General features: G+C 64.8%; 23 protein-coding genes. 6 read left to right on the forward strand and 17 right to left on the reverse strand.

Annotation, left to right across the window (positions count from 1 at the left end):
- Positions 1-24 precede the first annotated feature (24 nt).
- On the forward strand, positions 25-1,275 hold the full coding sequence (locus G404_RS0102615) for a glycosyltransferase family 87 protein (protein ID WP_028639708.1): 1,251 nt from the start codon (positions 25-27) through the stop codon (positions 1,273-1,275).
- Here G404_RS0102615 and G404_RS0102620 read toward each other — a convergent pair.
- Together G404_RS0102620 and hemF are read right to left on the reverse strand one after the other, a co-directional pair.
- Positions 1,254-1,901, reverse strand: coding sequence for a GNAT family N-acetyltransferase (locus tag G404_RS0102620; RefSeq protein ID WP_036520062.1), 648 nt, complete (start codon positions 1,899-1,901; stop codon positions 1,254-1,256). The genes G404_RS0102615 and G404_RS0102620 overlap by 22 nt on opposite strands.
- Positions 1,902-1,917: 16 nt before the next feature.
- Positions 1,918-2,787 (reverse strand): oxygen-dependent coproporphyrinogen oxidase, encoded by an 870-nt coding sequence (hemF, locus tag G404_RS0102625; protein WP_028639710.1) that lies wholly within the window; start codon positions 2,785-2,787, stop codon positions 1,918-1,920.
- Positions 2,788-2,851: 64 nt separating this feature from the next.
- On the opposite strand from hemF, the gene pdeM reads away from it, so the two are divergent.
- The 4 genes from pdeM (at position 2,852) to G404_RS0102645 (ending at position 6,045) form a co-directional block, all read left to right on the forward strand.
- The gene (gene pdeM / locus G404_RS0102630; RefSeq protein WP_028639711.1) at positions 2,852-3,568 is read left to right on the forward strand and encodes a ligase-associated DNA damage response endonuclease PdeM; all 717 of its coding nucleotides are present in this window, start codon (positions 2,852-2,854) and stop codon (positions 3,566-3,568) included.
- 118 nt (positions 3,569-3,686) lie between these two features.
- Positions 3,687-4,208 (forward strand): translation initiation factor IF-3, encoded by a 522-nt coding sequence (infC, locus tag G404_RS0102635; protein WP_028639712.1) that lies wholly within the window; start codon positions 3,687-3,689, stop codon positions 4,206-4,208.
- A gap of 116 nt (positions 4,209-4,324) precedes the next feature.
- The gene (locus G404_RS0102640; RefSeq protein WP_028639713.1) at positions 4,325-5,446 is read left to right on the forward strand and encodes a potassium channel family protein; all 1,122 of its coding nucleotides are present in this window, start codon (positions 4,325-4,327) and stop codon (positions 5,444-5,446) included.
- A 179-nt stretch (positions 5,447-5,625) separates the two neighbouring features.
- Positions 5,626-6,045, forward strand: a complete 420-nt coding sequence (locus G404_RS0102645) for a hypothetical protein (RefSeq protein WP_156906162.1) — start codon at positions 5,626-5,628, stop codon at positions 6,043-6,045.
- 68 nt (positions 6,046-6,113) lie between these two features.
- Here G404_RS0102645 and G404_RS0102650 read toward each other — a convergent pair whose 3' ends face one another.
- From G404_RS0102650 to ccoN, 12 genes are all read right to left on the reverse strand, one after another.
- Positions 6,114-8,897 carry a phosphoenolpyruvate carboxylase gene (locus tag G404_RS0102650; RefSeq protein WP_028639715.1) on the reverse strand — a complete coding sequence of 928 codons (2,784 nt, stop codon included), beginning with the start codon at positions 8,895-8,897 and terminating at the stop codon, positions 6,114-6,116.
- A 42-nt stretch (positions 8,898-8,939) separates the two neighbouring features.
- Entirely contained in the window at positions 8,940-9,554 is a 615-nt protein-coding gene (gene eda / locus G404_RS0102655; RefSeq protein ID WP_028639716.1) for a bifunctional 4-hydroxy-2-oxoglutarate aldolase/2-dehydro-3-deoxy-phosphogluconate aldolase, read from the reverse strand.
- Positions 9,555-9,648: 94 nt separating this feature from the next.
- Complete coding sequence (hemN, locus tag G404_RS0102660; protein ID WP_028639717.1) at positions 9,649-10,980, reverse strand: oxygen-independent coproporphyrinogen III oxidase; 1,332 nt, start codon at positions 10,978-10,980, stop codon at positions 9,649-9,651.
- The gene (locus G404_RS0102665; protein ID WP_028639718.1) at positions 10,970-11,233 is read right to left on the reverse strand and encodes a hypothetical protein; all 264 of its coding nucleotides are present in this window, start codon (positions 11,231-11,233) and stop codon (positions 10,970-10,972) included. The genes hemN and G404_RS0102665 overlap by 11 nt, the downstream gene beginning before the upstream one ends.
- Positions 11,230-11,385 (reverse strand): cbb3-type cytochrome oxidase assembly protein CcoS, encoded by a 156-nt coding sequence (gene ccoS / locus G404_RS0102670; protein WP_028639719.1) that lies wholly within the window; start codon positions 11,383-11,385, stop codon positions 11,230-11,232. The genes G404_RS0102665 and ccoS overlap by 4 nt, the downstream gene beginning before the upstream one ends.
- The gene (locus tag G404_RS0102675) at positions 11,382-13,451 is read right to left on the reverse strand and encodes a heavy metal translocating P-type ATPase (RefSeq protein WP_036520149.1); all 2,070 of its coding nucleotides are present in this window, start codon (positions 13,449-13,451) and stop codon (positions 11,382-11,384) included. The genes ccoS and G404_RS0102675 overlap by 4 nt, the downstream gene beginning before the upstream one ends.
- Positions 13,452-13,513: 62 nt before the next feature.
- Entirely contained in the window at positions 13,514-14,005 is a 492-nt protein-coding gene (locus G404_RS0102680; RefSeq protein ID WP_028639721.1) for a FixH family protein, read from the reverse strand.
- The gene (gene ccoG / locus G404_RS0102685) at positions 14,002-15,486 is read right to left on the reverse strand and encodes a cytochrome c oxidase accessory protein CcoG (protein WP_028639722.1); all 1,485 of its coding nucleotides are present in this window, start codon (positions 15,484-15,486) and stop codon (positions 14,002-14,004) included. The genes G404_RS0102680 and ccoG overlap by 4 nt, the downstream gene beginning before the upstream one ends.
- Before the next feature lie 21 nt (positions 15,487-15,507).
- Positions 15,508-16,431 carry a cytochrome-c oxidase, cbb3-type subunit III gene (gene ccoP, locus G404_RS0102690; RefSeq protein WP_051280063.1) on the reverse strand — a complete coding sequence of 308 codons (924 nt, stop codon included), beginning with the start codon at positions 16,429-16,431 and terminating at the stop codon, positions 15,508-15,510.
- Positions 16,421-16,594, reverse strand: coding sequence for a CcoQ/FixQ family Cbb3-type cytochrome c oxidase assembly chaperone (locus tag G404_RS0102695; protein ID WP_028639724.1), 174 nt, complete (start codon positions 16,592-16,594; stop codon positions 16,421-16,423). Before G404_RS0102695 ends, ccoP begins: the two co-directional genes overlap by 11 nt.
- On the reverse strand, positions 16,591-17,343 hold the full coding sequence (gene ccoO / locus G404_RS0102700) for a cytochrome-c oxidase, cbb3-type subunit II (RefSeq protein ID WP_028639725.1): 753 nt from the start codon (positions 17,341-17,343) through the stop codon (positions 16,591-16,593). Before ccoO ends, G404_RS0102695 begins: the two co-directional genes overlap by 4 nt.
- An 18-nt stretch (positions 17,344-17,361) precedes the next feature.
- Positions 17,362-19,020, reverse strand: coding sequence for a cytochrome-c oxidase, cbb3-type subunit I (ccoN, locus tag G404_RS0102705; RefSeq protein ID WP_028639726.1), 1,659 nt, complete (start codon positions 19,018-19,020; stop codon positions 17,362-17,364).
- 252 nt (positions 19,021-19,272) lie between these two features.
- On the opposite strand from ccoN, the gene G404_RS0102710 reads away from it, so the two are divergent.
- Positions 19,273-19,974, forward strand: coding sequence for an OmpW/AlkL family protein (locus G404_RS0102710; RefSeq protein WP_036520065.1), 702 nt, complete (start codon positions 19,273-19,275; stop codon positions 19,972-19,974).
- Between the two features lie 104 nt (positions 19,975-20,078).
- Here G404_RS0102710 and G404_RS0102715 read toward each other — a convergent pair whose 3' ends face one another.
- The 3 genes from G404_RS0102715 to G404_RS0102725 all read right to left on the reverse strand — a co-directional run bounded on the left by G404_RS0102715 (position 20,079) and on the right by G404_RS0102725 (position 24,278).
- Positions 20,079-20,774 carry a Crp/Fnr family transcriptional regulator gene (locus G404_RS0102715; RefSeq protein WP_028639728.1) on the reverse strand — a complete coding sequence of 232 codons (696 nt, stop codon included), beginning with the start codon at positions 20,772-20,774 and terminating at the stop codon, positions 20,079-20,081.
- Positions 20,775-21,037: 263 nt separating this feature from the next.
- A complete protein-coding gene (locus G404_RS0102720; RefSeq protein ID WP_028639729.1) occupies positions 21,038-21,523 on the reverse strand; it encodes a flavin reductase family protein in 486 nt (161 codons plus the stop codon).
- Positions 21,524-21,641: 118 nt separating this feature from the next.
- Positions 21,642-24,278: a TonB-dependent receptor plug domain-containing protein gene (locus G404_RS0102725; protein ID WP_036520068.1), complete on the reverse strand. Its 2,637-nt coding sequence runs from the start codon at positions 24,276-24,278 to the stop codon at positions 21,642-21,644.
- Positions 24,279-24,372: the final 94 nt, after the last annotated feature.

Genomic DNA, 24,372 nt, shown 5'->3' on the forward strand with positions numbered 1-24,372 from the left:
GGCAGGATGAGCAGGGCAACGATCATGGTTGCAACCACCGCGCAGCGTCAGGCCCCATGGCCTGCACGCACGCGCACCCTTGCGACCCGTGCCCACGACGCGCTGCGCGCCAATCGCTGGCCCGATCGATCGCGATTGCCGGTGCTGTCGATCTTTATCCTGATCGCCTATATGCGCATGCTGGCGCATGTCTTTTCCGAGGCCACGGGTCATGTCGGCAGCGATTTCCTGGCGTTCTGGGGGGCCGGGCGGCTGGTCCTGGCGGGCACACCGCAAGACGCCTTCAACCTTGCCGCCGAACACGCGGCGCAGGCGGCCAGCCACACCGGGCAGATGGTCGCCTATGTCAATCCGCCACCCTATCTGTTGCTGACCGCGCCGCTGGGACTGATGCCCTATGGGGCGGCCTGGCTGGTCTGGGCGCTGGGCGGCTGGGCGCTGTGGTTTGCGGTATGTCGCCGGCTGTTGCCGGGTGCGCCGCTGGTGGTGCTGGCCAGTCCGGTGGCCTATCTGGCCGCATGCCATGCGCAGAACGGGTTTGTTACCGGCGCGCTGCTGGTCGGCGGCGTGATTGCGCTGGCGCGGTGCAATCGCCGCGATGACGTGATCGCCGGCGTGCTGTTCGGGGCCTTGGTGATCAAGCCGCACCTGGCGGTGCTGGTACCGCTGTGGCTGATCGCGGGCGCGCGCTGGCGCGTGCTGGCGGCCGGAGCGGCATCGGCGCTGGGGCTGTGCGTGCTGTCACTGCTGGCGTTCGGAACGCAGACCTGGGCGGCCTGGCCGCGCAGCTTCGATGTCAGCGCGGTGCTGATGGCGCAAAATGGCGGGCCGTTCTGGCTGCGCATGGCCACGCCTTATGCCCTGCTGCGCGAATGGACCAACCCCGGTGTTGCGCTGGCGGGCCAGGCGGCAATCACGCTGATGCTGGCCGTCGTGGTGTGGCGCACGACGCGCCGATCGGGCGCGAATGCCGGCACCGGCGCATTGATGCTGGCGGCCACGGCCGTCGCATCACCGTATCTGTTCAGTTATGACTTGCCATTCCTGATCCAGCCGACGCTGTGGCTGGTGACCACGGCCCGCGCCCGGGGCTGGCGACCCTGGGAAAAACCGGCGGTGATCGGCCTGTGGCTGGCGCCGCTTGCCACGCGCGCCATGGCGCTGCCGTTGCATGCCAATCTGATGCCGTTTGCCGGGCTGCTGTTGGTGGCGATGATCGCCACCCGGCTGCGCCCCGCACAAGCGGCTAGCGGTCAATCGACAATCAGCGGGTGAAGCGGCGCGGCATCGGCCGGCAACAGCCCGGCCAGACGCGGATCGCGGAACACTTCGACAAAGCGCGCGCCCGGCACAAACCCCTGCGACGCGTAGAACGAGGCCGCGCGCGCGTCGTCCAGCGTGCACGTGTGGACCCACACGCGCGACACCGGCACCGCGTCGCCGCGCGTCCAGGCGCGTTGCAGCGCTCGCCGCATCAGCCATTTGCCAAACCCCTGCCCGGTCGCTTTTGGCACAAAGCCGAAAAAGGCAATTTCGCACGCGCCGGCCACGCGGAAATCGAGCTCCAATATACCGATTTCCACGCGTGCACGGTCGGTTACAGCGTACAGTTCAACCGCCGGATGATGCAGGATGGCAACCAGCGCTGCATCGTCGAGCGCAAGGCGCGACCACCACAGCCATGGCGCACCCACACGCTGGTACAACAAGCGATAGCGCGCCGGATCGCACCCGGACCAGCGCACCAATTGCACCGGCACATCGGGCTCTGCCACCGGGCGGCGCAGCGCCTGGGGCATTGCGCGCATTTCAAGCGCGGTGACCACCGCCGCCAGATCGCCGCGGGCCACACTGTGAAAACCATGCGCCAGTGGCGCAGCCCCGTCGTGGACAATCGCCATCACACTGGCCCGGCGTTCAGGCCCACGTGGCCTCGGGCGGCAGGCTCATCAAGATGGCATCGATATTGCCCCCGGTTTTCAGACCGAACAGCGTACCGCGGTCATAGACCAGGTTGAATTCGGCATAACGTCCGCGCCAGGCAAGCTGCTGCGCCTTGTCCGCGGCGGTCCAGTCCTGCGCCATGCGGCGGCGGACAAGGCGCGGATAGACGTCGAGAAAGGCCTGACCCACCGCGCGGGTAAAGGCAAAGTTCGCCTCGAACGCGGCCATGTCGGGGCATTCGAGATGGTCATAGAAAATCCCGCCGACACCGCGGTGCACCTTGCGATGGGGGATATAGAAATAGTCGTCTGCCCAGGCCTTGAACCGGGGATAGTATTCCGGATCGTGCGCGTCGCAGGCCGCCTTGTACGCGGCGTGGAAATCGGCAGTGTCCTCCGCATAAGGGATCGGCGGATTAAGATCGCCGCCGCCGCCAAACCACGCCTTGCGCGTGGTCAGAAACCGCGTGTTCATATGCACCGCGGGCACATGCGGATTGGCCATATGCGCGACCAGACTGATGCCGGTGGCGGTAAAGCCCGGGTTCTGGGCATCGGCACCGTTGATGGTGTGGGCAAAATCGGGGCTGAACGCGCCACCCACGGTGGAGACATTGACTCCGACCTTTTCGAACACTTTGCCTTTCATCAGGCCCTGCACCCCGCCGCCACCTTCGCCCTCGTTCGCATCGCGCTGCCACGGGGTATAGGCAAAGCATGCATCGCTGCCCGCCTCGCGCTCGATCGCCTCGAACGCGGCGCAGATCTGATCGCGCAAGCTTTCGAACCACGCACGCGCACGGGCGGTGGCCTGGCTCCAGTCGGCAGGTGTCGTTTCGGTCATTGGCATCCTCGGCTTTGATGCTGCCAGACTTGCCAAGCCGCAGACCATCCGGCAAGGGACAATCATGGTTCCCGTTTCGTTCGCATCATTTGCCTTTCAGACGCAGGAATTCTGCCTGGGCACCGGCGGCGATGCCGCGTGCGCGCTGTACTGGGTTGAAGAAAACGCGCTGCTGGTGGCCGACCTGCATCTGGAAAAGGCCAGTTTCTATGCGCGCACCGGCCAGATGCTGCCGCCGTATGACAGCCGCGAAACGCTGGAACGGCTGGCGCACGCGGTACGGCTGACGGGCGCGCGCCGGGTGTTCTGCCTGGGCGACAATTTTCACGATGCGGGCGGGCCCGACCGGCTCGACCCGCATGCGGCGGGCATGCTGGCCGCGCTGACCCGCGTCACCGACTGGGTGTGGATCACCGGCAACCACGATATCAAGGGCGCGGCATCGGTGGCCCCGGCCCTGCCCGGCACACACCTGATCGAAACGACCGTGGCCGGGATTGTGCTGCGCCACGAAGCCGTGCCGGGTGAAGCCAGGCCCGAACTGTCGGGCCATTTCCACCCGCGCCTGCGCGTGGGCGTGCGCGGCCGCACCATTCGCCGGCCCTGTGTGGTGGCCAGCGCGACCCGCATGGTGCTGCCCGCGTTCGGCGCGTTGACCGGGGGACTCGATGCCGATTCGCCGGCCATTCGCGCCGCGCTGGCGCCTGCCCGCACCGCCGATGCGCTGGTGCCCGCGGCAGGCCGTATCGCCCGGTTTGCGCTGTGGGGCGGGGCCGCCTGACTGTCGGGGCTGAAAGTGGCCCCCACCGCCCCGATTGCTCTTTAACTGTTGGCGCGATGTGGTATGAGCGCGAACCGTAATAACAGGAGAACCGAAGATAGCTCCCCCTCCCCGGCGCATGATGGCGCCCCCCGTCAAGAGCGGGCCCCGCTTCAATCAGATGATCAACGTGCCCAAAGTGCGCGTGATCGACGAGAACGGCGAAAACCTGGGCGTGATGTACACCCGCGAAGCGATCGAACAGGCTGCCGAGGTCGGACTTGACCTTGTCGAAGTCTCGCCGAACGCCGACCCGCCGGTGTGCAAATTCCTGGATGTTGGCAAATTCCGCTACGAAGCCCAGAAAAAGGCCAACCTCGCCCGCAAGAGCCAGAAGACGCAGGAGATCAAAGAGATCAAGATGCGTCCCAACATCGACGACCACGATTATGATACCAAGATGAAGAACGTACATCGCTTCATCGACGATGGCGACAAGGTGAAAGTCACCCTGCGTTTTCGTGGTCGTGAACTGTCGCACCAGCAGCTGGGCATGAACCTGCTGCGCCGCGTGCAGGATGATGTGGCCGAGATTGCCAAAGTCGAAGCCTTTCCCCGCATGGAAGGCCGCCAGATGCTGATGGTGCTTGCACCCAAGTAAACGGCGGTATCCATTGCCGGACACCAAACGGGCGTGGCCAATGGCCGCGCCCGTTTCGTATTGTGCGCATTGCCTGCTGGACAGACCGGCCGGGGATACGTCACACAAGGCCCGATATGGCGGGCAAGATACACTACACCGCGCCCGTACCGGGCCAAACCCACGGAACGGGGGGGCTGCTTGCCTCTCCGCTGAAACTGCTGTCGGGCACGATTGTCTGGATGGGCGGGGTGTTTGTGGTTGCGACGCTCGGCTATGTCCTGGCCGGATGGTCGGTGGGCGATGCCGCGTTCATGGTGCTGACCACGGTCTATTCGGTCGGATATGGTCAGGTGCGGCCGGTCGACACGACATTTCTGCGGCTGTGGACGATCATGACCATCGTGCTGGGCTGCACCGGCATGATCGTCTTGACCGGTGCACTGATCCAGGTGTTCAACCTGTATCAATTCCGCCGCTTTCTGGGGCTTGATCGGATGCAAAGCGAAATCGAACGGCTGCACGGCCATGCCATCATCTGCGGCTATGGCCGGATCGGGGTGCGACTGGCCCGGGCACTGACCGAGGCCCATCACCCGTTCGTGATCATTGAACGCGATGCGGGCCGGGCCGAAGAGGCGCGCGCCGCCGGGCATCTGATCCTGATCGGCGAAGCAACCCACGAAGACACGCTGAAACAGGCGATGATCGGTCAGGCGCGCGTGCTGGCCAGCGTGCTGTCCGATGACGCCGCCAATGTGTTCATCACGTTGTCGGCGCGCAGCCTGAACCCCGCAGTGCAGATCATCGCGCGCGGCGAAGCACCCACCACCGAAAGCAAGCTGTTCCATGCCGGCGCGGACAAGGTGGTGCTGCCCACGCACATCGGCGCCGAACGGATTACCGAGCTGATCCTGTTTCCCGCCACCGAAAGCGTGCTCGGCGACATTCGCGAAGTGGGCACGATCAAGCGCAATCTCAACGACTTTGGCCTGGATCTTGAAGTTGTGGTGGCAGGCGACAGCGGCGGCATGACCGGCCTGACCGTGCGCGAGGCCGAACAGCGCGGCAATGGCGCGTTCTTTATCGTGCAGATCGACCGCGACGGCGGCCAATCAATCCAGCACCCCGGCGAAGACCTGCGGATCGAGGCGGGCGATCTGATCATGCTGGTGGTGCGCGGCAGCCGTCTGTCGGCAGGCGCGCTGTTCAACACCCCGCCGCGCCCCGCACGCCACGGGCGGCTGTTCATCGGATAGGCCGAATTGAACAGCTCGCCAAAGGGCCCCGCCGTCTTGATCGATGCCAGGCCATTGGCGGCGCGCAACAGCCGCAGATTGAGACATCCAACCTTAGCAGGTATTATTCCCTACACCTCATGCATCAACATCGGGTGAAAGGGGAATTGGCAATGCTTGCTGGAATGATGGGCTTGTGCATGCTGGTGATGCGGCTCTTCCCGGATACCCCGACCGCACGGCACCTGCACCATCATCTTGCCGAACGCCCGGTGGCCTGGTTCAGCCGGCTCGACAGGCGACACCTGCTGCTTGCGCTAATAACGATCGGCGCGCTGCTATTGGCGGGTGAAGTGATCGGCATGCTCGGCTCGGCGGATCTGATGCTGGCCTGGACGTGGGATCTGACCGTCTATTGCGATGCGTTGGCGATGACGGTTGTGCTGGGAGGCGCTGCCCGGGTTCAGCCGCTCTTGGCGCTGGCGCGCAGCAAGGTGATCGCATGGCGCGCCACCGGCACGCGTGCGCGTCGTAGCCTGATTGTAAGGGCGAAATCCTTGCGCAGCGATAATGTGGACAGCGACGAAGACCACCCGGGCCTCTATTTGCTGGCCGCATAGTCCGTCAGGTACGATTCAGGACCTCCTTGACCCGCCCCTGCGCGAAACAAAGACCCGGGCCAAACCGCTTAGCCGTGCGCACCGAAATAGTTGGCGATGGCAACGGCGATGCGCGTGTTGAGCGCGTGGGCCCTGTCGATCGGATCGATGAAACGGGTGCGGATCGCGCTGTAATCCTCGGCCTCGTGGTCGGGATAATCGGTCGGTTCGTCCAGCGCGAAATCGCCGATGCGCGGCTCGATCACCGGATAGGCGCGGCGCAATTGCGCCAGTGCCTCGTCCACGCGCAGCGACAGCACCATTTCCAGCACGTCTTCGCGGCTGATATCGTTGGCGCGCGAAAACTGCGGCACCTGCACCGCGCGCAGAAACATGTGCATCAGCAGCGTCAGGCGCACCGATTGCAGCAGCCCGATCGTGCGTCGCGCATCGTCCATCGCCGGATCGCGTCCCGCAGCAGCGCCCGGCACCAGCGCCAGCAGCCGGTGCAGCTTCATCCAGTCGACGCGCAGCCGCGACACCAGCCGCCGGAACACCCCGGCGCGATCATCCTTGGTCAGATAATCGGCCAGCGCCAGGCATCCGGTTTCCAGCGCGGTTTCGGTGCCGCGATAAGGCCTGCTTGCCCAATAGGCCGAATTGAACAGCTCGCCAAAGGCCCCCACCGTCTTGATCGATGCCAGGCCATTGGCGGCGCGCAACAGCCGCACCAGCTGATTGCCCCGGTCGGACGCGCCGAGCAATTCGGCAACCGACTCGATTTCCTCGCCCGCCGCGGTGCCCGCCCCCGCGATCACGTTCACGGCATAGCCGATCTGTTGCAAAATCGCATTGTGGGGGATCGCGCGGATCTGCCGCAGGCTCATCGTACGGTCGGCGTTGAGATCGGACTGGCGGCGCGACACGCGGCTGCCGGTCACTTTCAGCATGCCCAGCCCGAACGCGGTGACCGCGCGCGCATAGGTCGTGCTGCCCAGATAGTCGCGCTGCACGCGGCGGATCGAGCGATAGAAATCGAGGCTGAGATCGGTGCGGTCATAGAACGGATCGCGGGTGTATTCGCCCGACAGCAGGCCTTGCGCCTCGGCAATCCGGGTCAGCGTGGCAAGCGCCAGATCGTCATTGCGGAAAAACAGATAACCGTCGCCGCCCTGAAAGCTGACCTCGGGTTCAAGGATCACGCCGGCGCGGGCAAAGCGGCTGCGCGCCCAGCGGCTGAGCGGCCACGACAATCGGTCGACCATGCCGGTGGGATGCGCGCCGCGGCCCATGCTTTCGCCGTGGGTGTTGAAGATCAGTGCGGCGACATCGGTCATGTCGTGCGCGCGCATGGCCTGCGCCAGCCGCCCCTGCAGCCGTTCGATCGCCAGCGCCGCGGGGATCTGACCCAGAAAGCGCCCGGCATCGGAAAACCCGGTCTGGATGGCCACGCGTCCGCGCGTTCGCGCATAATCGCGATAGGCGGGTTCCGCCAGCAAGGCATCGAGAAAGCGCCCCCCGTGTTCGAGCGCGGTTTCGGTTTCGAACAAGGGCGAGACATCGACTTTGTCTTCGATGCCGAACAGCCGCGCGAAATACAGCGCAGCCAGCACGGTCTGCGGCTGTTCGCATTCGGCGATCAGCATGCGGATCGGCGCATCGGCATCGATATGGTGCAGGATCTGCGCCATGACCAGAAACTGCCGCATGGCGGTCGAGGTTTCGATTGCCAGCGCGCCGAAATTCACCCGCAGCGGCGCGGTGCCGGCCAGCACTTCGCGCAGCCGCGACAGCGCGCCCCGGCTGCCCCAGTCGAGCGTGCCATCGGGATCGATGCGGCGGCGCAGGGCATTGTGCAATTGCGATGAATTGACCCGGAAATGGATCCAGCCGATGCCCAGCCCGTCGGCGCGCATCGCCGCGGCCAGCGCCGCATAGGCCACGGCACTGGCGTCGTTCGCCGCCTTTGCATCGGCATCGAGCGCGGCGATGATCGGCGCCAGCGACAGCAGCCGCGCAGGGTCGTCAGCCGTCATGCGGTTGGCCACATCCGACAACACCGCCGGATCGGTCAAAGGCGCGGCAAACAGATCGGCCATCGCCGCCGCCTGGTCGTGCCCCGCGATCAGCGTTGCCAGCGCGGGATGGGCGGCATCGATTGCGCGCAACGTCTGGGCATAACCCGCCAGGCGGCGCACCTTTTCGCGCAGGCGGAACAGGATCGAGGTGCTCCACCCGATATCGGTACGCCCGTCCATGTCATAGCCGACCCAGGTGGCAAACCGGAACGGCAGCGGCCGGAAATCGAGCCAGCGCCCCGGCCAGCGCGCGCGGGCATGCGCCAGCAGGCGGGTGTTGATGCGATCGCGTGCAATCGCGGCGCGTTCGATCGCCGCCATTGCCTCGGCATGTTCGAATTCCAGCGTGATCGCAGGGCCCGGCCCCGGCACCGCGCAGACCGTGGCCTGACGCGGATCATCGGCCAGCGCCGCACTGGCCACCGCATCGGCATCGCCCGGCGTCAGCAGGAATGTCGGGTGCGCGGTAAACACCGCGTGCAGCAGCGGGCGTTCCCAGCGGCGGCGAAATTCGGAAAAACCGTCTTCCTCGTTCAACAGCCCGACGATCCGATCCAGATTGCCGGTCGGATCGGTTGGCGCAACCAGCGCGCGCAGCCGTATCGCGCGGGTCTGCAGCGCCTCGCATTCCAGCTCTGCCACCAGCGCCTCGATCGCATCGAGGTCGATTGCCCCCGATTCAAGCTGGCGCGACAGGTCGTGGCTCAATTGAAACACCGGATTGAACAGCGGCGTTTCGGCGGTGCGCTGGTGCAACGTCTGCAATCGCGCGCGCAACGTATCGACCGTGGTCATGATCTGTTTCCTGTCGGTTGCCGCGCGCCGTGCCATCGCCGGTCAGGTGCGCAAGCCGAATGCCGCGTGCGCGGCCGCCTCGATCGCGGCTTCGTCGGGCGCGCCCTTGGGCACCAGCCAGCTGCCGCCGACACACAGCACCGGATCGAACGCCAGCCATTCGGCCGCACTGGCCAGGTTGATGCCGCCGGTCGGGCAGAATTTGACCTGATGAAACGGCCCGCACAACGCCTTCAAAGCGGGCAATCCGCCCGAGGTCGCCGCCGGGAAAAACTTGAAATGGGTCAGGCCAAGATCGAGCCCGGTCATGATATCGGCAGCGTTGGCGGTGCCCGGCAGGAACGGAATGCCCGACGCCACGGCCGCTTCGCCAAGCCGCGCGGTCAAACCGGGCGAGACGATGAATTCCGCGCCTGCATCGATTGCCGCCTTCAGATCGCAGGGATTGGTGACAGTGCCGGCACCGACGATGGCGCCTTCGACACCGCGCATCGCGCGGATCGCATCGAGCGCAGCAGGCGTGCGCAAAGTCACCTCCAGCACGCGCAGGCCACCGGCGACCAGGGCGCGCGCCACCGGAACGGCGTGGGCGGCATCCTCGATCACCAGCACCGGAATGACCGGCGCGGTGCGCATGATGGTTTCGATCGGCTTCATGGTTGTTCCCGCAAGACTATGGAGGCGGGAAACTAGACTGCAACTGCCTGTTGTGCAGCCGCAAACAACGCGACCGCATACTTATTCCCTGATCTCAGACCGCCGAACTGAAGCGCCGCTCGCCGCTGCGATAGGCATCGAACACCGCCGCGATCGATCGGGCATAGGGCTCGCTGCCGCGTTGCAGGATCAGACGATCGTTGTCCCACGCGATCAAGCCGCGCGCCGCAAAGGGCGCCAGCCGCGCCAGGGCCGCTGTCCGCAGGTCGGCATCGATCTGCGCCTCGCCCCGGCACAGCAGGGCCTCGATCACGCCGCCGCGCCGATGATCCTCGTTGCTGCGCACGGTGCCGCGCCGGCCGGTCAGCACGCCCGCACTGGCCAGCATGCGATAACGCCCGGTGTTCTTTTCGTTCTGCACGAACGCCCCGTCAAACTGGCTGATCGCTGTCGATCCCAGGCCCAGCAGCACCGGCGCCTGATCGTCGGTAAAGCCCTGGAAATTGCGCCGCAGCGTTCCCGCCAGCGCCGCCTGGGCCAGGCCATCGCCAGGCTTGCCGAAATGATCAAAGCCGACCGGCTGATACCCTGCGTCGACCAGCCGCGCATGGCCGTGGGCCGCCATGCGAAACCGCGCGCGTTGATCGGGCAATTCGCTGGCATCGATCCGCCGCTGGCGTGCGATCATGTGCGGCACATGGGCATACCCGAACAGCGCGATGCGATCTGCACCCAGGGCCGCCGCCTCGTCCAGGGTCTGGGCCAGCACTGCATCGTCCTGAAACGGCAGGCCATACATCAGGTCGAAATTGATCGAATCGACGCCGCTTGTGCGCAGACCGTCAACCGCGCGGGCGATATCATCGCGCGGTTGCACCCGGCCGATCGCGGCCTGCACGCGCGGGTCGAACGTCTGCACCCCCAGGCTGGCCTTGATGATGCCGATGCCGCGGATCGCGGTCAGCCAGGCCGGTGTCAGGCTGCGCGGATCGAGCTCGATCGAAAACACCGGCCACGGCACGCGAAAATTGACCAGCAGCGCATCGACCAGCCGCACCAGTTCGTGCGGCTGGATCGCGTTCGGGCTGCCACCGCCGAACGCGATGCGCGACACCCGCACCGACGGGGGCAGCAACCGCGACACCGCGACGATTTCGCAATGGAGCGCGTCGAGATACGACGCGACGCGCGCGGTGCGATTGGCCGCACTGGTGTTGCACCCGCAATACCAGCAAATTTCGTGGCAGAACGGGATGTGCAGATACAACGAGACATCGCCGCGCACCGCTTTGAGCGCATCATGCTGGTCCTGCGCCAGATCCTGTTCGTTGAATTCGGCCGCGGTGGGATAGCTGGTGTAGCGCGGCACCGCCTGCGCCAGCAATTCGGGATGATAGATCCAGTCGGCAAAGCGTTCAGGTTGCATCGGTGGGGTCCTCTCCGTCGCAACAGCTATTGCCCGCGCCGCGCTTGCGCATTGCGCTATGACAAATCTTGCAACACGGCGCGCCCGGCGGCGCATCGCCCTTGCCCGGCAGGCGGATCGGCACCGCACGGCCGGCAACGTCGCCACACAGCGCCACCATGACGACACGCGCGCCAACCGGCGCCGGCGCGGTCATCTGCGCCAGCGCCAGCAGCCCAAGCCCGCCCGCGACCCATGGCTTTGCCCGCGTCATGGTGCATCCCGATCATCATCCTCGATCAGGATCCGCGCCGCCGCGCCATCCAGATCGCTGAATTGTCCGCGGCGCAGCGCCCAGAAGAACGCGGCCAGCCCCATCATTCCCATCAGCAGCGCGATCGGGATCAGCAGCGCCAGCGACGTCATCGGATCGTGCCTGCCAGCCGCAGCGAATTGGCGATCACCAGCAGCGAAGACGTGCTCATCGCCACAGCCGCGACCAGCGGCGTGACCAGCCCGGCCATCGCCAGCGGCACCGCCAGCAGGTTGTAGGCAATCGCCAGCACGAAATTCTGCCGCACCACGCGCATCGTGGCGCGGGCCGCACCGATGGCGCGCGGCACGGCCAGCAGCGAAACGCCTGTAAACACCAGATCCGCCGCCTGGCGCCCGACATCGCTGGCGCTGCCCGGCGCGATCGAGGCATTGGCCGCCGCCAGCGCGGGCCCGTCGTTCAGCCCGTCGCCCACCATCAGCACCGTGGCGCCCGTCGCCTGCAGCGCGGCAATCGCGGCCTGCTTGTCGGCCGGGCTGACCGCTGCGCGCGCCGGCAGGCCGGTGATCTGCGCCACCTCTGCAACCGCAGCGGCATTGTCGCCCGACAGGATCGCGCATTCGACATGCAACGCGCGCAGGCGCGCAAGCGCCTGGTGCCAGTCGGGGCGCAATGCGTCGGCAAAGCGGATGATCCGGACCGGATTGCCCGGCGTGGTCAGGGCGGTGGCCATGCCGTCAGCGCCCGCCGCGCGTCCCAGCGTGACCACCATCGCGCCGCGCCGCGCGGTCATCCCGCGCCCGGCAATTTCGGCCACGTCGGTCAGATCGACCGCGCGCACGCCGCGCAACCCCAGCGCCTGGGTCAATGCCACCGACAGCGGGTGGCGGCTGTGACTGGCCAGCGCCAGCGCCACGGACGCTTCATCACCATGCAGCATATCCAGGCTGGCCGCATCGGGAACGGGCCGCCCGAATGTCAGCGTGCCGGTCTTGTCGATCAGGGCGTGGTCCACTTCGGCCAGACGTTCGAGCGCAGATCCGTCCTTGACCAGCACGCCCCTTCGCAACAACGCGCCCGTCGCCACGACTTGCGCCACCGGCACCGCCAATCCCAGTGCACAAGGGCACGTGATGATCAGCACCGAAATCGCGATCACCAGCGACTGGTGCAGCCCGGCGCCTGCTGCCAGCCACCCCGCAAAGGCCAGCACCGCCAGCGTGTGCACCACCGGCGCATAGAGCCGCGAAGCGCGATCGGCCACGCGCACATAGCGCGATCGCGCTTGCCCCGCGACAGCCATCAGACGCGCGATTTCGGCCAGCGACGTGTCCTGACCGCTGGCGGTCACGCGCACATCGACCGGATTTTCCAGATTGAGCGTGCCGGCCAGAACCCGATCGCCAGGGTTGCCCGGCACCGCAGCGCTTTCGCCGGTCAGCAGCGACTGGTCGAAACGGCTGGCCCCACACACGATTGCGCCATCGGCGGCCAGCCGTTCGCCGCTGGCCACGCGCATCACCATGCCCGGCGCCAGATCGGTCACTGCGCGCCAGGTGGCGGCCCCTTGGGCATCGACCACCATCGCCCCGCCCGGCGCCTGGCGCAGCAGCGCATCGACCCCGGCGCGCGCGCGATCGCGCATCATCGCATCCAGCGCGCGCCCCGCCAGCAGGAACAGCAACAGCATCAGCGTGCCGTCAAACCACGCCTCGGGCCCGCCGGTGATCGTTTCATGCACCGAAAGTGCTGTCGCCAGGATCACCCCGATCGCAATCGGCACGTCCATATTGGTCGATCCGCGCCGCACCGCGCCCCAGGCCGAGGCAAAGAACGGCCGCCCCGCAAAGACGATCGCGGGCACCCCGATCATCGCCGACAGCCAGTGAAACAGCGCGCGTGTCGGTCCATCAGCCCCCGACCACACCGATACCGACAACAGCATGACATTCATGCACGCAAACGCCGCCACCGCCAGCGGCGCCAGCAACGGGCGCACCGCCGACACCGGTTCGGCCAGATCGATCCGCGGTTGCGCGTCGAATCCGATCAGCGCCAGCGCGGCCACCAGATCGGGCACGCAGACCCTGTCATCATGCGCCACATCGACCTGCCGCGCGGTCAGATTGACGCGTGCCGATACCACCCCGTCGATCCGGCCCAGCGTGCGTTCGACTTTGGCCATGCATCCGGCGCAATGCATGGCCGGCACGACCATCACGGTGTGCACGGGTGCCGTTGCCTGCCCCGCGCCGGGCGCGCGCGGCAGGGCCGCGGCGGTCACTGACCTGCCTGTGCGGTGACTTCGGCCACATGATGCCAGTCATGGCCACCGGCGCGTGCCAGCAGGTGGATCTGCCACCGGCCGGCAGGCAAAGTCGTGGTGTAGATCCCCGGCCGCGCCTCGGCAAAGCGCAGGACCAGATCGGTGTCTGCACCCAGCGGATGGGTGGCATGTGCCGAAACCTGCGCATGGGGAACAGGCTGCCCGGCATTGTCGGTGATCGCCACCTGCAGGATGTTGTCGGTCACCGACAGGCCAGCCTTCCATCCAAGCACGCGTTCGGCCTTGGCCTGATCGAGCCAGCCGTTGAAACGCTGGCTGGCGACATAGGAATTTTCGACCACTTCGCCGCTGAACGTCGACAGCGCCAGCCGCGCCATGACCAGATTGACCACAAGCACCACGCCGAAAAAGGCCACCAGGATCGCCAGCATGTGCCACCCGGAAAAGGGGCGACGTGGGCGCTGCGCCAAAGCTTGGGGGATCATTGTCCGTTTCCTTCCGGGGTGGAAAATGTTGAGCGGACCTGATCCTGCCCGCCTTCGCGATCGGTTGCCTTGAGCTGGAACAAAACCGCGCCCGGCTTTGCGCCTTTGGGACCCAGCAGATAGAGCCGCAGGCGCAAGGTGGTGTCGGCCGGCACCACCATGGCAAGCGCGCCGCGCGCGGCATGATCGTCCATGTCGTCGGTAAAGATCCGCGCGCCGGAAATGCCGGCGGTGGCCACCGTCACGCGGCGCGGGCGATCTTCCATATTGCGCAGCTTTACGGTGAACCCGTCGCGCACCGCCCCGCCCGACAGCTGGACATAGTCGGGGTTGCGATCCTTGGCGACCGACAGCGTCAGCCGCGTGCGCGTGCCCAGCATGAACAGCAGGCCCATCCCGATCGCCGCCCAAACGCCGAAATAGATCAGCGTGCGGGGGCGCAGAATGGTCTTCAGCACCGGCGTATCGGCCTGGCCCCGGGCTTCGCGCGCCGAATCTTCAAGCGTGCAGTAATCGATCAGCCCGCGCGGGCGTCCGATCTGCGCCATCGCCTTGTCGCAGGCATCGATGCACAGGCCGCACGTGATGCAACCGATCTGCGCCCCGTCGCGAATGTCGATGCCGGTGGGGCAGACCGCCTGACACTGATGACAGTCAATGCAATCGCCCACCGCGGCAAGCCCGGTCTCTAGGTGGCGATGCGCGGTCTTGAGCGAGCCGCGCGGTTCGCCACGCCAGTGCTTGTACGTCACCAGCAGCGATTTTTCATCGAGCATGGCCGACTGGATGCGCGGCCAGGGGCACATATAGATGCACACCTGTTCACGCATGAACCCGCCAAGCACGAACGTGGTCAGCGTCAAAAGGCCCACGGTGATATAGGCCACCGGATCGGCGACGCCGGTCCAGAACTGGCGCTGCAAGGTCGGCGCGTCGGCAAAATAGAAGATCCACGCGCCACCGGTCATGAACGCAACCACCAGCCAGACCGACCATTTCAGCAGCCGCCGCGCAAGCTTTGAGCCGGTCCATGGCGCATTATGCAGCCGCAGCTGGGCGTTGCGATCGCCATCGATCAACCGGTCGATATGCTGGTACAGATCGGTCCACACGGTCTGCGGACAGGCATAGCCGCACCACGCGCGCCCGACCACGCTGGTCACCAGGAACAGCCCGATGCCGGCCATGATCAGCAAACCGGCCACGAAATAGAATTCGTGCGGCCAGATCTCGATGGCAAACATGTAGAACCGCCGGTGCGCCAGATCGACCAGCACCGCCTGATCGGGCGCAAACGCGCCGCGGTTCCACCGCAACCACGGCGTTACCCAGTAAACCGCAAGGCAGGCCACCATGACCGCCCATTTGAACCGGCGAAAAGGTCCATCGATCTTGCGGGGAAAAACGGGAACGCGTTTGGCATAAAGCTGTGGCGTGTCCCCGTGGGTCGGTTCAGCGAGCCTGGGATCGGTCGCAATCATGACTGGCGGGCCTTTTTCGGGTTATCTGGCCGCAGGCGATGTTTCGCCCCCGCCGAGCGAATGGACATAGGCGGCCAGCATCTTGATGGTCACCGGATCGAGCCGTTGCTGCCAGGCGGGCATGACCCCGGCGCGCGCATTGGTCACCGTTTCGGTCAGCGCAGCACGATCCCCGCCGTACAGCCAGATCGCATCATTCAGCCGTGGCGCCCCGACCTGCCGCCCGCCTTCGCCGTTGGCGCCGTGACACACCGCGCAATTCTGGGCAAAGATCGCAGCGCCGCGCTGGGATGCCGCCGATACCGCCTCTTGATGGCTGATCACGCGGACATGACTGACCACGTCCTGGACTTGTGCCGGGGTCAGGATCCCATCGTGGCCAAACGCGGGCATCTGGCTGATGCGGGTGGCGTCATCGCCCGGATAACGGATGCCGTGCTGCAAGGTCTGTGCGATCGCGCCGATATCGCCGCCCCACAGCCAGTCATCGTCGTTGAGGTTGGGATACCCTTTGCTGCCCGCCGCACCCGCGCCGTGGCATTGCACGCAGTTCTGTTTGAACGCGGCGCGCCCGCCCTCGATTGCGGCGCGTTGCAGCACCGGATTTTTCACCAGGTCCTCAACCGGCATGGCCGCGATCGCCGCGCGCACCGCCGCATGGCCGGCATCGGCCGTCTTGATATCGGCGGCCAGCGCGCCGCGGCTGGTCCAGCCGAGCACACCCGGCGTGGCCCCGCGCAATCCGGGCAAGGCCGGATAGAGAATGACGTAAACAATCGCAAACACAATGCACAGATAGAACAGGATCAGCCACCAGCGCGGCAGCGGCGTGTCGAGTTCTTCGATCCCGTCCCATTCGTGGCCGACGGTGTGCGTCCCCGTCGCCTCGTCCAGGCGCGATGTTTTGCCGGTGTCGGGGCCGGCCTGGTCATGATCATGCACCATCGTGTTCATCCTCGAAGATCGAATTGGCGGCCCTGTCCGCGGCATTGCGTGCGCCGGGGCGGAACGGCCACAGGCACAGCACGAGAAACACCACCGCCATTGCGGCCAGGCCCCAGCTGTCGGCCAGCGCGCGCAGCGTGTCGTATGTCGATGCGGCGTTCATCGGCCCTTCTCCTTCGCCAGCTTTTCCTGCGCGGCGGGCGCACCGGTATCGACCATGGTGCCCAGCACCTGCAGATAGGCGACCAGCGCGTCCATCTCGGTCAGGCGCCTGGGATCGCCGTCAAAATCGCGCGCCTGCGCCTTGGGATAGCGTTTTTTCAGATCGGTCGCGTCGGCCTGCGGATCGGCCTGGGCGGCCAGATCGGCATTGGCCCTGGCGATGTCCTGTTGCGTATAAGGCACGCCAACCTCGGACAGCACTTTGGTCTCGGCGCGCATGTCACCGGCATCAAGGTCCCGCGTGGCCAGGAACTGATAGGTGGGCATGATCGATTCGGGCACGACCGAGCGCGGGTCCTTCAGATGCTGGACATGCCAGGCATCCGAATATTTGCCGCCCACGCGCGCCAGATCGGGGCCGGTGCGTTTCGATCCCCACTGGAACGGATGGTCGTACATCGATTCCGCGGCCAGGCTGTAATGGCCATAGCGTTCGGTCTCGTCGCGGAACGGGCGGATCATCTGGCTGTGGCACAGATAGCAGCCTTCGCGGATGTAGATGTCGCGACCGGCCTGTTCGAGCGGGGTATAGGGCCGCATGCCCTGGACTTTCTCGATCGTGTTGTCGATCCAGAACAGCGGGGCGATTTCGACGATGCCGCCGATGGTCACAGCGCCGAATGCCAGCGCCGCCAGCAGCGTGATATTGCGCTCGATCATCTTGTGGCGCTGAAGGAATGAGATTGCCATGGGTCGTGCTCCTTCAGGTCAGACGGCTGTGGCCGGGGTCAACGGCACGTCTTTGGCGGGGTCGAAGGCGATGCCACCGAACGCGGGTTCGGGACGCAGCGCATGGCCCGCAATGGTGCGTCCGATATTCCAGGTCATGATCGAGGCGCCGGTCAGGTAAAGCAGCCCGCCAAAGCAGCGCAGCACATACATCGGGTGCACCGCGGCCACGGTTTCGGCGAACGAATTGACCAGATAGCCATCAGCACCGTATTCGCGCCACATCAGGCCCTCGGTCAGGCCGGCCACCCACATGCTGTCGGCGTAGAAAACGATGCCCAGCGTCGCCAGCCAGAAATGCCAGTTGATCATGCGCACCGAATACATCCGGGTGCGGTTCCACAGGCGCGGCACCAGGTAATACAGCGCGCCAAAGGTGACCATGCCGTTCCAGCCAAGCGCGCCCGAATGGACGTGGCCGATCGTCCAGTCGCTGTAATGCGACAGCGAATTGACCGACTTGATGCTCATCATCGGGCCTTCGAAGGTGCTCATGCCGTAAAAGGCCAGGCTCATCACGAACATGCGCAGGATCGGATCGGTGCGCAGTTTGTCCCACGCACCGTTCAGCGTCATGAGCCCGTTGATCATCCCGCCCCAGCTGGGCATCCACAGCATCAGCGAAAACACCATGCCCAGCGTCTGCGCCCAGTCGGGCAGCGCGGTGTAATGCAGGTGGTGCGGACCGGCCCAGATATAAAGGAAGATCAGCGCCCAGAAATGGATGATCGACAGGCGATACGAATAGACCGGGCGTTCGGCCTGCTTGGGCACGAAATAGTACATCATGCCCAGGAACCCGGCCGTCAGGAAAAAGCCGACCGCATTATGGCCATACCACCATTCGATCAGCGCGCCCTGCACGCCACCTGCAACCGAGATCGACCTGCTGCCGAACCAGCTGACCGGGATCGCCGCATTGTTGACCAGATGCAGCATCGCCACGGTCAGGATGAACGCCAGATAGAACCAGTTGGCCACATAGATATGCGGTTCGGATCGGCGCAGGATCGTGAACACGAACACCGCCAGATAACTGACCCAGACCACCGTCAGCCAGATATCGACATACCATTCGGGCTCGGCATATTCCTTGCCCTGGGTGATCCCCATCAGATAGCCGGTGGCGGCCAGCACGATGAACAGCTGATACCCCCAGAACACGAAACGGGCGAGACCGGGGAACGCCAGCCTGGCCCGGCAGGTGCGCTGAACCACATAGAACGACGTTGCGATCAGGGCGTTGCCGCCAAAGGCAAAGATGACGGCCGACGTGTGCAGCGGGCGCAGGCGGCCAAAGGCGATATATTCGATGCCGAAGTTCAGCGCCGGAAACGCCATTTCCAGCGCGATATACAACCCCGCCAAAAACCCCGCCATGCCACAGAACACCGTGGCAATCACCGCCCAGCGGATCACTTCGTCGTCGTATCGGCCGGGCATGGGCGACCGCAGCACGCTGCGCGATGCCGCATCGAAATCGCCCCCGCGCAATGTGACGATCAGCGCGATGGCCGCAGCCGCCGCACAGATCACCATGTGCACGCCAAATCCCCAGTCCACCGCCAGCGCGCTGGCCATGATCGCCAGCACCATCGCGGCAAACCAGACGCCCGCGCGCATCAACACCAATTCCATGGACCCGTCCCTTCCATAGCCGTTCCTGCGACCGGCCCTGCCCGCCCGATGGCGCGCGCGCATTGACCCCGGTCAATTCGCCACCGCGATGCGTGGCATCAGAATTTAACCATAATGGAAATTTGATCGGAGGCTGCAAATTTGCGCTCCGTCAATGTGGGCCGCAGCCGATTGCCGCATCAGCCTGGCATCGTCGCGACCGGCAATCGGGCCAACGAGGGGTTGGCAAGGCGCGGCAGCAGGACAACTAAGATGACCACACGTGCGCGCCTTGCCTTGGGACTTTTGCTTGCCACCCCGGTTCTGGCCTTTGCCGCCCCGGCGCTGGCTGATGACCAACCCGATGGAAAATGGCAGATAAAGCTGCTGGCCACAGCGGTCATCCCCGATGGCAAGATCAGCCAGGTCAGATCGATCGATCCGTCTTTGGCAAGCATGGCGGCCTTCAGCGCGCCCCAGACTTATGCCAGCAACACCGTGACGCCGACCGTGGCTGTCGAATATTTCTTAACCCGGACCATCTCGGTGGAAACCATTGCAGGCATCACCGCGCACCATGTGGATGGCAGCGGGTCGCTGAATGGAACCAATCTGGTCAATCATGTTCTGATCATTCCGGCAACCGTGACGGTAAAATACCATCTGCCGCTCGGGCCGATCAGGCCTTATGTCGGCGTGGGACCTTCGCTGTATCTGGTGATGGGTGAACGCCCGGGCGATACGGCCACCGCGCTTGGCGTGACCAAAGTGTCGATGTCGAGCAATCTGGGCATAGCCGCGCAGGCCGGGGTCGACATCCCGATCGGCAAGACCGGTTATGGCCTAAGCCTCGATGCCAAGAAATACTGGGTCGATACCACCGCCAATTTCTACGCCGGCAGCGCCAATGTGCTGAGCACGCAGCACAAGCTTGATCCCTGGGTGTTGAGCGCAGGGGTCAGCTATCGGTTCTAGGGTCCGGCCCCCAGATCCCCGCGGTCATTCCCGGGGAGGCGGGTGGGACAAGGCGAAGTCTGGGATCCTTCGCGCTTGGTCCACCCGCCGCTTTACCGGTGATGTTACCCGGCAAGCACGACCAGCGCGCGGCGATCCAGCACTTCGACTTCGCGCCGCGAAGGCAGGCCGATTACGCCATCGGCTTTCAGCCGGGTGAACTGGCGGCTGACGGTTTCGATCGTCAGGCCCAGCAGATCGGCCACCTGCTGGCGCGAAAACGGCAGCGCAAAGCGCCGCGCCGGGGTCAGCGTCGTGGCGCAGCCGGTTTCGCCAAACCGTTCGGACATATCGAGCAGGAACGTCGCGATCTTTTCCGACGCGGTCTTGCGCCCCAGCAGCATCATCCAGCTGCGCGTGCGATCAAGCTCGGCCAGCGTGCGTTCCAGCAGCTTGTGTTCCAGTTCGGGGTGTTCGCGCGCAAAGCGGTCAAAATCGTTGCGCGCAAACACGCAGACCCGCGCATCGGTCAGGGCAACCACGCTGGCCCGGCTGGTCTGGCCAAATGGTCGACCAATGAAATCCGACGGATAGGCAACGCCGACAATCTGTTCGCGCCCGTCCTCGGTCGAGGTGGTCATTTTCAGCACACCTTCGATCACATTGGCGACAACGAGCGAATCGTCATCCTCCCAGATCAGCGGTTCGCCCGCGGCAACATTGCGGCGGCGGCCCATGGCGTTCAACGCCACCAGTTCGCGGTCTTCCAGACCTGCACAGATGGCACGGTTCCGGACGATACATGTTTTGCAAGATGACATAACGGGCACGGTATCAAACGTTTGGGCTGGCGACAATTCAACCTTTGGCCAACGTTGGCGAATTTGCCTGTGCGCCACGAAAATGGGGCGGCCGGGATCGCCGGCCGCCCGAGTTGGGGAGAAATCGGCGAAACGGCCCGTGATCGAGGATAGTGACCGCCGGCTGTTCCGTCGAAAACCGTTTTGACAGGTGCAAAGACGCCGCACGTTGACCCAGGTCAAACGTGCCGAAAAAATGTGCCGATGAAACTGCGCCGCGCTGCTCAGGCCGGTATTTCGGCCAGATCGTGGTATTGTCCGCCAAAGAACAGCAGCGGCGTGCCCGCATCGCGACGCCCCAGCGCCTCAACCGCGCCGACCACCAGGAAATGATCGCCCACGTCGGTCACGCGTTCAACCGCGCAATCGATCCACGCGATCGCGTTTTCCAGCAAAGGCTGGCCCGATGGCGTGTGGCCATGCGCCAGATCGGCAAATTTGTCGTCGGCCCGCGCGGCAAATCGCCGGCACAGGTCGAGCTGGTCCGACCCCAGCACATTGACGCAAAACCGGCCCACCGGCGCAATCGCAGCCCATGAGCGCGATCGCCGGTCGGGGAAAAACCCGACCAGCGGCGGATCGAGCGAAATCGACGTGAACGACCCGATCACCAGGCCGTGCCGCAGCCCGGCCGCATCAACGGCCGTGATGACGACCACGCCGGTGGGATAGGCGCCAAGCACGCTGCGAAAAAGGGCTGAATCGATCATCTGCCCCTCGTGTCGCGAAGGCCCCTGCCGGTCAAGCCTCGAATCACCTGTGGGTTGCGCACAAAAAAAGGGGGGCCGAAGCCCCCCTTTCAAAAACGTGCCGGATGAACCCGAAGGATCAATACTTCACGGTTGCGCGGACATACCAGAAGCCGCCGTTCATGCCGAAAGGTCCGCCATTGCGCGGGTAGACCTGGCCGTCAGAACCGCCGCCGGTGATCGGGTAGATCCCCTGCGAGCTGGCGTTGAGCTTGTCCGGGAAGGTGTTGAACAGGTTGTTCGCACCCAGTGTCAGCGCAAATTGCGATGCAAAGTTGTAGGTGATGTCAAGGTCGGTCGTCGCCTTGGCACCGAACACCTGCAGCGATCCGCCATTGGCGCCCGAGACGCCGTCGGCGGTGCCGTAGTCAACCGCATCGCTCCACGAACCGTAGTAGTTTTCGCGCAGGGTCAGCGACCATTTGCTGTGCGTGTAATTCGCGCTGAAGTGCGCGACATCGTGCGGTGCAAGGTTGCGGATCACCGAGATCTGCGCCGCGTTGACCACGTTGTCGTTGGCCGAAGTCACCGCGTTCTGGTTGTGGTTGTAAGCCAGCGTCAGGTTCAGGCGGCCATCGGCAAACGTGGTGCCATAGCTTGCCACCACGTCGATACCGCGGGTCAGCGTGCTGAGGCCGTTGGTGAAGTAGCTGACGTTGCCGCCAAGACCCACAGCCGCCAGCGACGGATTGGCCAGCAGATCGGCCGAGGTGATCGTGAACGGTTCGGACACGAAGATGCGGTTGCGGACCTTGATGTTGTAATAGTCAACCGTCAGCGACAGGCCGCTTACCGGCTTGGCGGTAAAGCCCACGCCGAAGTTGGTCGACTTTTCCGGGGTCAGCGGCTTGGCGCCGTAATATTCCGACGCCGAGCTGTCGACCGGGAACGTGCCGGTCTGGATCGAGTTGCCGCCAATGAAATTGGTGGTCAGCGTCGAGTTGTGCTCCTGCCCGGGCGACGGTGCGTGGAACCCGGTGCCGACGGTGCCGCGAAGGGCGAAGCCGGGAATGAATTCATACCGGGTGTTGATCTTGCCAACGGTCGCCGAACCGAACGTGTTGTAATGTTCGTAACGCCCGGCGGTGCCGACCGTCCAGTTGGACGTGATATCGGTTTCCGCACCGCCATAAATGGCGACGTTGCTCTGGCTCCAGCTGCCGGCCTGGCTGGGGCTGACCCCGCCGTAACCCGATGCACCGCCCTGGGCGTAGGCCTGGAAATCCGACACGCCGAGCTGATAGGTTTCCTTGCGGTATTCAAGGCCACCCGACAGCGTGATCGGCTTGGCAAACCCGACTTCGACCGGATAGGTCAGATCGAGGTTGGCGTTGGTTTCCTTCTGCGCCTGACGGCCGAAGTTGAAGCTGGTCTGCGTTGTCGTGTTGTACGGCGCGTCCGAGCTCGGGTTGTTGGGGCTGAACGCGGTGTTCAGCGAATTGTGCATCGACAGGTCGAGCGAATTCCTGCTGGCCGACACCGACACATCATAGGTCAGCTGGCCCGCGTTGCCCTTGACGCCGGTCACGGCATAAAGTTCTTCGACCACGCCGACAAACACCGGGGTAAACCCTGCCGGATAAAGGTTGTGGAAGTATGGGTCCTGCGTGGTGGCGCAGCCATTGGCATCGTTGCCGGGTGTTGCGCTGTAGTTCAGGAAATTGCGCGCGCACATCACGATATCGCCCGGCGCATAGTGCGACTGCAGCGTCGTGCCGGTCGGATCGAGCACCGCATCGGTCGAGGCGCGATAGTTGAAGCTTTCCTCGGTGTGGCTGTGCGACGCGTTGGCGATCACATAGAACTTCGCGGTGTCGGAAATGTCGAGCCCGGAATTCAGCAGCACTTTCCAGCCATGCGTGGGCGAGTTGCCCCAGACTTGCGCAGGCAGCGGATAATACGGCAGCGCGCCGACGTTGCCCGGGTTCTGCGCGGCATAGGCCAACGCAGTCGGACGCGTCTGGCCGCGGCTGGTCTGGCCATCGTCGTTGTATTCGCCCGACAGGTTGGCAAAGCCGACGTCGCCCAGCTTGAACCCGGCATTGGCCGCGATCTGGTAGCTTTTGCCATCGCCATGGTCATAATACTGGCCATAACGGCCCTGCACTTCGACGCCGTGGTCGTTGTCGCGCAGGCCATAGTTCATCACGCCGGCAATCGCGTCAGAGCCGTACTGGGCGGTCGCGCCATCGCGCAACACTTCCAGGCTCTTGACCGCGATCGTCGGGATCGAACCGATGTCCGACCCTTGCGAACCATAGCCAAGCCCGGTGTCGCCACCCGAATAGACCTGCACCAGCGCCGAACGGTTGAGGCGCTTGCCATTCAGCATGACCAGCGTTTCGTCGGCCGGCAATCCGCGCAGCGAAGGCGAGTGCACGAACGTCGATGCGTCCGAAATCGCATTCTGCGGCACATACAGCGACGGCACGACGTTCTTGACGACGTCGAGCAGGTTCGATGCGGCCTGGGTGCCCAGTTCCTTGCTGCTGATGATGTCGATCGGCGAGGCCGAGTTGGTCGAGGTGCGGTCGTTGCGACGCGATCCCAGCACAACGATCTGTGCGCCGCCGTCATCCGATACAGGCGCAGCAGCAGCCGGTGCGGCAGGCGCAGTCTGGGCCAGTGCCAGATCGGCCACGCCGAACGAACCGATCGCCGTGGCGGCGCTCAGGGCAGCCAGCAGGCTGCGCTTGTTATTTGAAAATGTGGACATTTTATCCCCCATGTCTGTGGTATCCCACGATGCGCAGGCGGTTGCCTGTGCACCGTGCCAGATACCCTGCTGCCTAGGCGCAAGGGATTTTCAG

The organism is Novosphingobium acidiphilum DSM 19966, from assembly GCF_000429005.1.
Taxonomy (GTDB): domain Bacteria; phylum Pseudomonadota; class Alphaproteobacteria; order Sphingomonadales; family Sphingomonadaceae; genus Novosphingobium; species Novosphingobium acidiphilum.